Source organism: Massilimicrobiota sp. An142, from assembly GCF_002160725.1.
GTDB lineage: Bacteria > Bacillota_I > Bacilli_A > Erysipelotrichales > Coprobacillaceae > Allocoprobacillus > Allocoprobacillus merdigallinarum.
Genome location: NZ_NFLD01000004.1, coordinates 53,296 through 65,534, shown reverse-complemented (window position 1 = coordinate 65,534; position 12,239 = coordinate 53,296). Strand labels below are relative to the sequence as shown.

Genomic DNA, 12,239 nt, shown 5'->3' with positions numbered 1-12,239 from the left:
ATTGTTTGGTTTAAAACAGCATATTATTTTATAATGTCAATAAATTGTTATAGAAATGCCACTTTACTATCTAGTGAAAAAACAATCGAAAAAATAGTTAATTCTAAAAAAAGTTTGATTAGATTTGGAGATGGAGAACTATTAAGTATGAAAGGGAAATCTATATCGTATCAAGAACAAAATTTAAACTTATCATTAGAATTAAAAAGTATAGAACAAATGTATCTTAGAGAAAAAGTTGATTGTAACTTTATATTATGTATGCCCAATGAATTTTTAAAGTGTAGTGGAATGGAACTATTGAAAAGAAGAGAATGGATATCTTCATGGTCATTTTTTCGTTATTATTTTAAAAATAATTTAGATAAATCTGTTGAATATGGAGATTCGTTTATTTTTTCAAAACGTTATAGAGAAAGATATAAAGAAATTTGGGAGAAAAAAGAAAACATCATATTTGTACACAATAAAAAAAATTATGCTGATGATTTTGAAAAATTAACAGGGAAAAAAGTTGTTTTTATAAGTGTTCCAGAAAAAAATGCTTATGCGAGTATTGATCATATTGTCAATAATATAAAAAATGAAATAAATAAATTAAAGAATTTGGAAAAATCAATGGTATTGATTTCGGCGGGTCCATGTGCAAAAGCAGTAATTTTTCGATTAATAAATGAAGAAATACAAATAATTGATACAGGTCATTGTTGGGATGATCCATTAGAACTTAGAGAGTAGAGGATGCTTATGATAACGGTGATTACGCCTACATATAATAGGGCACATTTATTAAAAAACTTATATATTAGTTTACAAATGCAAACAGTTTTTGATTTTGAGTGGATAGTTATAGATGATGGATCATTTGACAATACAAGTGAGCAGATTGAGTTATGGATAGCAAGTGAAAAAAAATTCAAAATAAAATTAATAAAGAAGGAAAATGGTGGTAAACACCGTGCAATTAATCAAGGAGTAAAATTAGCAGAGGGAGAGTTTGTTTTTATTGTTGATAGTGATGATGTGATAACGCCTGATGCTATAGAAATTATTAGTAAATGGATAGAAGATATAAAAGATAATCCCAAAATTGTTGCCGTATCTGGTTTGAGGGGTAATAAAAACAATGAGCAAATTGGTGATTTTCCTAAAGGAAAAGATTTTGTAGATGTGAAAAATTCAGAGCGATGTATTAACCATTTATTAGGTGATAAAGCAGAAGTATATAAAAAAGAAATATTACTAGAATATCCTTTTCCTGAATTTGAAGGAGAATTATTTATAACAGAAGATGTTGTATGGAATTTGATTTCTTTGAAAGGATATGTAGTAAGATGGTATAATAAGGTTATTTATAAAGGAAACTATTTGAAAAATGGATTAACGGATAGATCGCTTGAATTGAGAAAAAATAATTTTAATGGGTATACTTATAGTGTTAAACAAAACTTTGTTGCATTGCCTTTTCCATATAACTTTGTTGCATTGTCGGTATATAAGGATTTAGCAAAAGAAAAAGGTTTTGGTTTAAAAAAATTAAAAAAAGAATTTAATATGTCAAACAAGGATGTTTTCTTATTGATTATTATTTCATTCTTAAGAAAGGTAAGATCGAGATGTGGATCAAATTGAAAAGATTTTTAAAAAATTTAAAAATATATTTTAATTTATGGATGTTAAAAAAGAGAAATAAACTAATATGCAATAGTTTAATTTCTATTAAAGCTACATATGGTCAAAATATAAGAATAGGAAGAAATGTTATTGTAAGCGATGATACTTCAATAGGAGATTACACATATATTAATAAAAATACTACAATAGAAAATTGTCAAATTGGAAAATATTGTTCAATTTCTGAAGGTGTAAAAATAAATCCAGTTAACCATAATTTCAAATTAAAAACTACCCATCCAATAATTGGTGATAATGGACATTATGGCTTGGAAAACAAAAAAGTTGTTATTGGTAATGATGTTTGGATTTCTTTAAATGTGATAATTCTGCAAGGGGTAACAATTGGAAATGGGGCTGTTATTGGAGCGGGCGCAGTTGTTACGCATGATATTCCACCTTATTCGATAGCTGTTGGTGTTCCTGCTAAAGTCATTAAGTACAGATTTGATAGACAAACAATCAATGAATTAGAGCAGATTAAATGGTGGGATTGGCCAGAAGATAAAATTATGAAAAATATTGATTATTTTAGATGCCGAACAGATCAAATTATTTAATTGTAAATGTTTTGATTGTAGTAAATTTAAGCTTATTATTATACCTAAATTAAAATTGGTAATCTAAAATAACATGGGGTTTTGGGGTTTTAGATTCTAAATTAATACGGGAAGAACTACCTTTCCGTTTTTTAATACCTATAGTCGAGAATTTGGCATATTTAATATTCTGTTTTTAATGTGTACTGTTGATTATAAAATTGTAGGATTTCCTACCTGATAGTACGTTTGACAGGTCATTGTGACCAGATAGCATGAAATGTCAATCGTAAAATAATGATTCCTTTTTATTTTGACATTTTAAACATAGTTGAAAAGTATATATACACCATATAAAAATGAAATAAATAACGTATCAGCAAATAAATTAATAGTTGATCTTATGAGATATTATACACAGTCTATAATAAGCGTAGCTATTAATAATAGATGCCAAATAAATGGATTTAAAGTCATCATTAATATATATACTTATCACCTTTATAACTAAATCATATAACATTAAATAGAAGAAAACAAAGAAATGTTTGAACAATCTTTAAACTTTTTTATATGAGCTATATGATCAACAAGCTATTGAATTTCCCGTGATTTTGGAACATAGATTGTGAAAATGGAAAAGGAGATTTCCCGTAAAACTTATTCGTTTTGGAAAACCCCGTGACTTCTTAGACTATCTTAAAATTTAAAGTGCACCACTAAGGTGTGCTTTTTTGATACAATAAAGGAGCTCACCCGACGAAAAGGAGCTCCCATATGAATTATAAACATTTAGATGAAAAAAAGAAAACACAAATTGATATTTTGCATGAGTGTAAATGCTCAATGAGAGAAATTGGAAGACGACTCAATATCTCTCATTCTACTGTTTCCAGATATCTTAATAAGATTCATAAGCCACGATCGATACCTGATATTCACGTCAAATATAAAGATTTTATCGAATATCTTATCGAGCGTTATGACTGGAGAGTCAATTCAATTGAAGCATGTGTCTACAAATTTAAGAAATACTATCCAACCAAGCCATCAGTCAGTGCACAACAGGTTTATAACTGGATCAATGACGGAAAGATAGAAATCCAACCAAAAGATACCTGCTATAAAAGAAGAAAGAAAAAGAGAAAAAGAAAAAATGGAATGATGAACCACCTCAAATGGAATCTAGATCATAAAACGGTATTACCAATAAGATTAAGGCCCAAATACATAGAAAAAAGGGATGAGCCAGGGCATTTAGAGATAGATTCAATTATAGGCAAGAAAAATGAATATGCCAGCATCATATCAATCGTAGATAGATGTACAAGGGTGATGTGGCTAATCAAGGCAGAAGGAAGAAATGAATACTATATAGATAAGCTGATAAGAAAATATATAGAAGAAAATGAAATAGAAGTAAAATCAATAACGGTTGATAATGGCAAAGAATTTGAGGCATTGGGAATCACAGCAAAAAGAATGAATGTAAAACTGTATAAATGTGATCCATATTGTTCATTTCAAAGAGGAACAAACGAGAGAGCAAATGCACTGGTAAGAAGATTCATACCAAAAGGAAAATCAATGTACAACATTGAACAACAATACTTAGATGATATAAGCTTTAAAATCAACTCAATGAATAGAAAAATGTTTGACTTTAAATCAGCATATGACATAGAATGTGAATATATGATAAATGGTGCACTTTAGATTTTAAAAAAAGAATAATATTTTTAGAAAATATAATTTTTTGACACATTATAATATTTATATTGCAATGTTAATAATGATTTTTATGATAATAAACATTTTATTTGAATTTTTATTAGATTATTTGAGTCCTTTAAATAATTGAGGGGTTCTAACTAAAAATTTTAAATTAATAGCGGGGTCTAAATACCCCGCTTTCATTGTATACAATAAAACCCACAGATAGTCTGTGGGCCAATAAAAAGCTTTAGCGTAGTGATAATGATATAAACCTCCTGTATAATAGTATTGCGGCCTGGAAACTGCAAAACTAAAAAACAGGAGGATAATCAAATGAATGAAAGAAATCAATCAAATGACTTACATAGTTTATTGAATATTTCACTTTGAAAATCGAATAATGTTACTTGTTTGATGTCGTCATCACACTGGTGTGATGACGATTTTTCTTTTATTTTTGTTTTTCCTTTCTACAATGGAATTGTAAGGATTTCCCACCTTACATTTACATGAAAGGAGGTCATTTTTATTATGACAAAAGAAAAAGAAATTTTAAGACTCCGATCGTTAGGAATGTCTCAAAAGGCCATCATGTCTGTCGTTCATTGTGCAAGCAGAAAAATAAAGTCTACCTATGAAAAGGCTGATGAACTTTCTATAACATATGAACTTATTAAAGATAAAACTGACGATGAAATTAAAGAAATATTTGGGAACAAGAAGGAGGTGATTTATTATCATGAAAGACCAGATTATGATTATGTTCATAAGGAACTATTAAAGCCTGGTGTCACTGTTATGCTTCTATGGGAAGAATATATTGAAAGATGCAAGCTTGAGAATAAACCGTTTCTTAAATATACTCAGTTCTCAAAACTTTACAAGAAACATGTTGAGAAGAATAATCTAACAATGCATATTGGACAAAAACCGGGTGAAAAGGTTGAAGTCGATTTTGCAGGACAGACTTTACCAATCTATGATCTGTCACGAAGACAAATCATATCCAAAGCTTATCTTTTCGTTGCAGTGCTTCCTTTTAGTCAATATATTTATTGTGAAGCAACCGACAACATGAAACAGGAAAGCTGGATTAATCTTCATATCAACATGTTAAGATTCTTTGGTGGAGTTCCATTGATGATTGTCCCTGACAATTTAAAAACAGGTATCATATCTCATAAAAAATATGAAGATATCATCATTAATAAAGCATATCAAGAAATGGCAGAATACTATGATACTGTCATTATACCTGCTAGAGTTAAGAAGCCAAAAGATTATCTCTAAAAAAAGATTATCTTCAAAATAGAGAAGATAACCTCTTATTTAGGATGTTTTTTGTTTTATTTTTGAAGATAATGTTTTTTCTTATGCTATGCTATTCTTGTCTAAATGAACAGAAAGGATGACATAAATGAACGAACTAGAGAACATTATGAAAACTTGTTTTGAATTGAATCAAAAAAGTAATAATCTTTGTGAGACGACTATTTTGAGACATCATTGGTATTTGAAGAGTTTTTTAAAATTTGGATCATGCAATGGATTTACAAGGCCTTGTCAAAAGTTATATGATGATTTTATTTTAGCCGGTTCTAATGGCTATGATGCCATTTTAAATCGAAAATGGGTTGTTAAACTTGTTGATGAAGTTGCCTCTACTAACGCTCTTGATCAAGATGGATATTTATTAAATTTGCCAAATCTTTATACATATGAAGAAGTTACCGCTTATTTTAAAAATTTTACGTTTCCTTTAGACGACAGTGCAGATAATTTGTATTTAATCAGTTATACTTTATATAATATTAAGAATGAAGATACTACCCAATCAACATATGGTCAGTATAAAAAAGCTTATCTTTATATTTATTCATGGTTAATTTCTCATAAGAATTTTACTTATGATAAAGAAGTTTTAAACAGTTTTTTAAAAGATAACCAATTAAAGTTTGATACTGGTTTATTGAAAAAATGGGTTTATAAGATACGAAAAAGAGCTTTAAATATTCTTATCGAAGTAGCCAATAGCGGTACATATCATTGGCACATATTTAAGTCAAGTAAAATTATATTGGATGAAGATTTACAGATTATTATACAGGATTATATGTTATCTATGAACAATAATAATATGGCATTAGATACAGTGAATCTCTATTACTATGTCTTCAAAAAAATGATGATCTATCTGAATGTAAAGAAATCAGATGATTTATTATTAATAATCGAAAATGACATAGAAATGTTATGTGAAAAAGTAATAAAAGATTTTACCCAATCATCCCTTAAAACCATCTATCCTATAGTCAAAAAAATATTGTTATACCTTTATAATCAAGGATACATGATTAAAAATTTTTCGTCTATGATACAAAAACCACTATATCTAAAATCTTTCAATCCTTCAATAATTTCAAAAGATGACGAATTGAAATTGATTGCTTATTTGGATAAGATTTCGTATCGAGATCAAGCCATCATGTTACTAGCTATCAGATACGGCTTAAGAGATTCTGATATTTGTAATTTGAAATTTGATGAAATTGATTGGTATCGAGATCAAATTAAAATTACTCAGACAAAAACAAATGTTTATCTCACACTTCCTTTGCTGGATGATGTTGGAAACGCTATTTTCAATTATTTGGAAAACGAACGCCCCGAATGTAATACACCTTATATCTTCATAAGAAAACAGAAACCCTATCACAAAATTAAGAGTGCCTATAATCTATGCTCACGAATTTTTGAAAAGTTAAATATTACGCCTTTAAATGGTAAGGGGAAAGGGACACATGTCTTCAGGTATTCTTTAGTAAAAAGGTTATTGGACATGGAAGTACCTTATCAAATTATAACGGATAGCCTAGGTCACGTTAATAAAGATTCAGATAAATATTATTACTCACTGGATTCTGAAAAATTAAGAAGTTGCTGTTTAGACGCTAGATGGATTGGAATCAAATCATGGATGTAAAAATTCGAAGCTACCAATATCATTCTAAAATGAGTCAATTAATACAATCGTTTATTAATCAAAAGCGCAATTCTGGCTATCCTTATAATTCATCTGCACAGATTTTAAGCTGTTTTGATAAAATGCTCGTTGATAACTTTCCAGAGGCAACTACCATTACACCAGAAATAATAAATGCTTGGGTAAACTATAAGCCTAACGAACACCAAAACAGTTTACTCCGAAGGATATCGCCTATAAGGCAACTTTCAAAATATATATCAGGACTAGGCATTGATTGTTTTGTGGTTCCCGGTCATATTCCACAAAAACAAATCAAATATGAGGCTCATATTTATACTAAAGAAGAATTAATTTCTTTCTTTAAAATAGTCGATAATTTATCCGATTCAAAGGGTTCTCCTTATAAAAAATATGTTGCTCCAGTTATTTTCAGACTTTATTATTTATGTGGGATGCGACTTTCAGAAGCCATCAATTTAGAATTAGAAGATGTTAATTTTAATGATGGGTATCTCCTAGTTCAAGAGGCAAAAGGTTGGAAAGAACGAAAGGTTTACTTAAGTGATGAGTTGATTTCTATGCTTAAAGAATATAATCAGATAATTTCATTCCTATTGCCAGAAAGAAAGTATTTTTTTCCCACAAACACTGGTGATAAAAAAATAGGTAAGGCAACGATTGACAATTGGTTTCTTGAAATAAGCGTAATTGCTTTTAAAGATATACCGCTGGTTGGTAATAAAAGAAGAATACATGATTTTAGGCATACTTTTGCTACTGAACGCCTTTCAAGATGGGTTGAAGATGGCATTGATATTAATCAAATGTATCCTTTTTTCTCCAGATATTTAGGTCATACTCATTATACAGATACAGATTATTATATCCAATTAGTTCCAACCTTTTATTCGACTTTCAATAGTTTAATGACAGATACAAATAACACAGTTTTACCTGAGGTGATCGATGATGACAAAGAATAATATTTTATTTCATGATTGGCTAAGTGAATATCTAAAAATTTACTTAATCACAAAAAGACATTACTCTGAAAAAACATTAAAAGCGTATAAACAAGCATTCAACCAAATAAGAATTTATTTTGATACTACCCTTAATATTAAATTTGTTAATATGAATTTTGATAATTTCAATAAAGATAATGTTTATAGTTTTCTAACCTACTTAAAGAACGAGAAAGGCTGTTCAATAAATACAATTAATCTTAGATTATCTGCGTTTAAGTCTTTTTTAAAGTATTGCGCGGAAGAAGATATAGAATTATACAACTATTATGTGAAAGTTAAAAGTATTCACCGATTTAAAGGCGGAAAAAATAATAAACTAGAGTATTTGACGACAGATCAAGTTAAGCTATTGTTGAATGAGCCAGATACAAAATTAAGAATAGGAAAAAGAAATCAATTTTTAATGATCATGTTGTATGAAACTGGAATACGTTTAGATGAACTATTAAATTTAAAATTAAATGATATATATAGGTTTGATAATCGAATTGAGATTAGAGTTTTAGGTAAAGGCAACAAAGTCAGAAGAATCCCTATACTAGAAGGAGTTGTTGTTCACCTTGACAATTATTTGAAACAGTTTCATGATAATTCAAAAGCGGATGAATATTTGTTTTACACAAAACATCAAAATCTTAAAACTAAAATGTGTCCAGGAACAGTTGATGCAATATTAAAAAAATATGCGAGACAAATTCATGAAAAAACGCCAGATTTTCCACTCAACTTACACGCACATATGCTTAGACATTCAATAGCTATGGCAATGTACAAAAATGGAGTACCTATGTCCTATATAAAAGATTTTCTAGGGCATTCAAATATAATGACAACCTCTATATACGCATATACTGATGATGAAGACATAAGAAAAGCACTAGAAGCAGTCAAAGATAATTTTCCATCAAATCCTAATAGAAAAGAAAAAAAGTGGAAAGGAAAAGAAGCGGATTTATTAAAATATTGTGGTTTGGAGTAAAAACATTATCTTCAAAAATAAAACAAAAAACATCCTAAATAAGAGGTTATCTTCTCTATTTTGAAGATAATCTTTTTTTAGAGATAATGCTTATTATCTTAAATTTAAGATAATAAGCATAAGGCATCTGTAGAATCCAGTGTTGGTATTCTTACAACTCAGATTATTGCAAGATTAAGAAATTATAGATTTTCAAGCATAGAAGAAGCAAATGAATGCATATTGGTGGAACTGGATAAAATCAACAGAAAACCATTTCAAAAGAGAGAATACAGTAGAAGCTTTGTTTATTTAAACGAAGAGCTTCCCTGTCTAAGACAACTTCCAGAGTTTCCCTATGAATTTGCAGAATGGAAGAAAGCTATCGTCAACTATAACTACCATATCAGCTTCGAAAAGAATTTCTATTCTGTCCCCTATAGATTTCTCCGAGAAAAGGTAGATGTGCGCGCTTCTAGAAAGATGATCGAAATTTATCATCGTGGTTCTAGAATTGCCAGCCATCCTAGATTGAATGGGGTAGTCAATCAGTATTCTACAATTGAAGATCACATGCCTGACCATCATAAGCTTTATACTGAATGGAATGGTGAGAGATTTAAAAAATGGGCTGAAAGAATAGGCCCATTCACCTGCAGAATCATTACTCAGAATCTTGAAAGTGTTAAAATTGAGGAACAAATGTACCAAAGATGTATGTCAATTTTAAAACTTAGCGATAGATATCCATCAGATCTGATAGAAGAAGTATCAAAATCTATACTTGAAAAGCGAGTAACCTGCAGCTACAAGAATTTTAAATCATATCTGGATTATCTACAAGATAAAAATAATAAACCAGCAGAAGAAAAAGAAGACAATGAAGGCGCACTGTTAAGAGGCGCGGATTATTATGGAGGTAGAAAATGATTAATCAAACATACGAAAAGCTATTAAGCTTAAAATTACATAAGATGGCTGAAATCTATAAGGAACAGTGTAACAACCAAACTTTCAAAGAACTTTCATTTGACGAAAGACTGGCATTAATGGTTGATGAAGAAGTCAATGACAAATATAATAATCTTGTCACAGGTATACAAAGAAGATCAAAAATAAAAATGATGAATGCAGCGTTGGAAGATATACAGTATTACCCTGATAGAGAGCTTGACAAGGAACTCATCATGAAACTCTCAACATGCAGTTATATTGATGATCATATCAATGTCATTGTGATTGGTGCAACTGGAAGCGGGAAATCATATATTGGATGTGCACTTGGAGTTGAAGCATGTAATAGTGGACTGAAAGTCAAATATATTCGACTGCCAGATTTATTGTCCGAATTAGAACTGTCAAGAATACAGGGAACATATAAAAATAAAATCAAACAATATGAAAAATGCGATCTTCTTATTCTTGATGAATGGCTGTTAGTTAATACAAGCAACATTGAACAGCAAGATATATTGGAAGTATTAGAGAAAAGATATAGAATACATTCAACAATATTATGTTCACAATTTGATGTAGGAGGATGGCATAGCAAGCTAGGAGGTGGTGCATTAGCTGATGCCATACTTGATAGAATCGTACCAAAATCACATACAATAAAGATACTAGGTGATAAATCAATGAGAAGTCGATAATAAATAAAAGGATCCTGATTAAACAATAATCAGGATTTCATTATTGATCAGATTCATCGGAATAGCTGGTCCGGATAATCAGAATGTCGAGAACAATGTTGGTTGATCAGGGATATCGGAATAGTTGGTCAGCCTAATCGGAATGATTGGTCAACTTGAGCAGAATAATCAATACACCACAATGAGTATAAATAAGCATCACCATACCTAGAAATATTAAATGAACCATAATACGAAAAATAAGAATTTTGTCCGAAAAAATATGTTATTTGATGTATCATAGAAAAAAGGTAAAGACATATAATAAGTATAGAATTATAATTAATAATTTTACCATATATTTTTTTACTGTAAAAAATATATGAAATGACAGATAGAAAACACATTATTGAAAATATATTCTTAACAAAAAAATCATTTGTTCTAAATAAAAAATACAATATTGTTGTAATAATAGTAGAAAAAATCGTGAACAAGAACAATTTTTTATATTTAATTGATATCATTTTTCAAACTATCTAGGTACATTTCAGTTAATTTTTTTAGACATACTGTATCAGTATAATTTTTAATTAAATTTTCATGATTTTTTCTAGATACTGCTTTTCTAATATTTATATTACATAATAATTGTATTTTTTTTATATACTCATCTATATTATTATTATTTACAATTGTATAATTTTTTAAAAACTGATTTTTAAATACAATTGATGCTGCACCAACATTATTAGTTATTATTGGTACACCTGAATTCATAGAATCAAGATATACCATTGGAAATCCTTCTGCAATACTTGGTAGGATTAAAAGATCTGCCCTTTTTTTTATAAATTCAACAACCTCATTTTTAGGAATAGAATCATGAATTATAACATTGGTCAATCTCGAAGAAAAATTTTCTTCATTTGGTCCTACAAGATGAAAATTGACATTTTTCATCTTTAGTGCAATTTTGCATATTACTTCGCTTCCTTTATCTTTAGATATCCTGCCTATATAAAATATGTCTTTAATTTCAGTCGATGGTTCATAATCATAATCTAATAATTGATTTTCAGGAATAAAATTTGGAAAAATCTCTACTTTGGGACTAAAATTACATATTTTTATATATGATTGTTCATTCAATACAAGATTCATATTAGCATTAATTGCTAAAAGTTTTAACAACTTTTTTTAAAATATGAATTACAGTATATATTCACATCACAATGATATTCAATAAATATGATTTTTTTTCTTAGTTTTAAAATCATTATCCAAATTATTTCTCTTAACATACCTAATAAACTGCACGAAGTATTGATATGGACTATATCAAATTTTCTCATAAACAAACAATAGAAAATAATTTTAAGTGTTACAAGTAAATCAAATAATTTTACAACAAACAGATTTTTTGAGCATTTTTTACCAGAATCAACTAATACAAACATTGACTTATACTTAGAATTTAGTATATTATTTGTCCAACTTGAAATTCCACCAATAGGTTTTGTAGGAGAAATCAACATAATTTTCATTTTATTTATTTCAACCTCCTGTTTTTATATAATTAGGCAAATCATCTCATTTTCTTAATATTATAATATTACATTTTTAAAGTTATAAATAACATACTCCACATATTTATCAATTAGTTTTATATGTAACGGAAATGTTATATCATTGACAAACATTTAT

11 protein-coding genes are annotated in these 12,239 nt (G+C 28.6%); 10 read left to right on the top strand and 1 reads right to left on the bottom strand.

Translation table 11 applies throughout. The features are described 5' to 3' along the window. The first annotated feature begins 33 nt into the window (after nucleotides 1-33). The 10 genes from B5E87_RS02770 (at nucleotide 34) to istB (ending at nucleotide 10,553) form a co-directional block, all read left to right on the top strand. The gene (locus B5E87_RS02770) at nucleotides 34-738 is read left to right on the top strand and encodes a GT-D fold domain-containing glycosyltransferase (protein ID WP_158095531.1); all 705 of its coding nucleotides are present in this window, start codon (nucleotides 34-36) and stop codon (nucleotides 736-738) included. 9 nt (nucleotides 739-747) lie between these two features. Then, on the top strand, nucleotides 748-1,632 hold the full coding sequence (locus B5E87_RS02765; RefSeq protein ID WP_158095530.1) for a glycosyltransferase family 2 protein: 885 nt from the start codon (nucleotides 748-750) through the stop codon (nucleotides 1,630-1,632). Next, on the top strand, nucleotides 1,629-2,234 hold the full coding sequence (locus B5E87_RS02760; protein ID WP_158095529.1) for a CatB-related O-acetyltransferase: 606 nt from the start codon (nucleotides 1,629-1,631) through the stop codon (nucleotides 2,232-2,234). The genes B5E87_RS02765 and B5E87_RS02760 overlap by 4 nt, the downstream gene beginning before the upstream one ends. Before the next feature lie 756 nt (nucleotides 2,235-2,990). Next, entirely contained in the window at nucleotides 2,991-3,929 is a 939-nt protein-coding gene (locus B5E87_RS02755) for an IS30 family transposase (RefSeq protein ID WP_087243422.1), read from the top strand. A 531-nt stretch (nucleotides 3,930-4,460) separates the two neighbouring features. After that, on the top strand, nucleotides 4,461-5,219 hold the full coding sequence (locus tag B5E87_RS02750) for a DDE-type integrase/transposase/recombinase (RefSeq protein ID WP_087243421.1): 759 nt from the start codon (nucleotides 4,461-4,463) through the stop codon (nucleotides 5,217-5,219). Nucleotides 5,220-5,346: 127 nt separating this feature from the next. After that, entirely contained in the window at nucleotides 5,347-6,912 is a 1,566-nt protein-coding gene (locus tag B5E87_RS02745) for a tyrosine-type recombinase/integrase (protein WP_087243420.1), read from the top strand. Continuing rightward, nucleotides 6,885-7,898 carry a tyrosine-type recombinase/integrase gene (locus tag B5E87_RS02740; RefSeq protein ID WP_087243419.1) on the top strand — a complete coding sequence of 338 codons (1,014 nt, stop codon included), beginning with the start codon at nucleotides 6,885-6,887 and terminating at the stop codon, nucleotides 7,896-7,898. The genes B5E87_RS02745 and B5E87_RS02740 overlap by 28 nt, the downstream gene beginning before the upstream one ends. Further along, complete coding sequence (locus B5E87_RS02735; protein ID WP_087243418.1) at nucleotides 7,885-8,922, top strand: tyrosine-type recombinase/integrase; 1,038 nt, start codon at nucleotides 7,885-7,887, stop codon at nucleotides 8,920-8,922. Before B5E87_RS02740 ends, B5E87_RS02735 begins: the two co-directional genes overlap by 14 nt. Nucleotides 8,923-9,147: 225 nt before the next feature. After that, nucleotides 9,148-9,831: a Mu transposase domain-containing protein gene (locus tag B5E87_RS02730; protein WP_143746864.1), complete on the top strand. Its 684-nt coding sequence runs from the start codon at nucleotides 9,148-9,150 to the stop codon at nucleotides 9,829-9,831. Beyond that, the gene (gene istB / locus B5E87_RS02725; RefSeq protein ID WP_087243416.1) at nucleotides 9,828-10,553 is read left to right on the top strand and encodes an IS21-like element helper ATPase IstB; all 726 of its coding nucleotides are present in this window, start codon (nucleotides 9,828-9,830) and stop codon (nucleotides 10,551-10,553) included. The genes B5E87_RS02730 and istB overlap by 4 nt, the downstream gene beginning before the upstream one ends. A gap of 492 nt (nucleotides 10,554-11,045) precedes the next feature. On the opposite strand, the gene B5E87_RS02720 is transcribed toward istB, so the two are convergent. Continuing rightward, nucleotides 11,046-11,696: a glycosyltransferase family 4 protein gene (locus B5E87_RS02720; protein WP_143746862.1), complete on the bottom strand. Its 651-nt coding sequence runs from the start codon at nucleotides 11,694-11,696 to the stop codon at nucleotides 11,046-11,048. Nucleotides 11,697-12,239: the final 543 nt, after the last annotated feature.

Coding starts and splice junctions, on each gene's coding strand:
- B5E87_RS02770 (WP_158095531.1), top strand. CDS start 34: ATGTCAATAAATTGTTATAGAAATGCCACTTTACTATCTAGTGAAAAA.
- B5E87_RS02765 (WP_158095530.1), top strand. CDS start 748: ATGATAACGGTGATTACGCCTACATATAATAGGGCACATTTATTAAAA.
- B5E87_RS02755 (WP_087243422.1), top strand. CDS start 2,991: ATGAATTATAAACATTTAGATGAAAAAAAGAAAACACAAATTGATATT.
- B5E87_RS02750 (WP_087243421.1), top strand. CDS start 4,461: ATGACAAAAGAAAAAGAAATTTTAAGACTCCGATCGTTAGGAATGTCT.
- B5E87_RS02745 (WP_087243420.1), top strand. CDS start 5,347: ATGAACGAACTAGAGAACATTATGAAAACTTGTTTTGAATTGAATCAA.
- B5E87_RS02740 (WP_087243419.1), top strand. CDS start 6,885: ATGGATTGGAATCAAATCATGGATGTAAAAATTCGAAGCTACCAATAT.
- B5E87_RS02735 (WP_087243418.1), top strand. CDS start 7,885: ATGACAAAGAATAATATTTTATTTCATGATTGGCTAAGTGAATATCTA.
- istB (WP_087243416.1), top strand. CDS start 9,828: ATGATTAATCAAACATACGAAAAGCTATTAAGCTTAAAATTACATAAG.
- B5E87_RS02720 (WP_143746862.1), bottom strand. CDS start 11,696: ATGAATCTTGTATTGAATGAACAATCATATATAAAAATATGTAATTTT.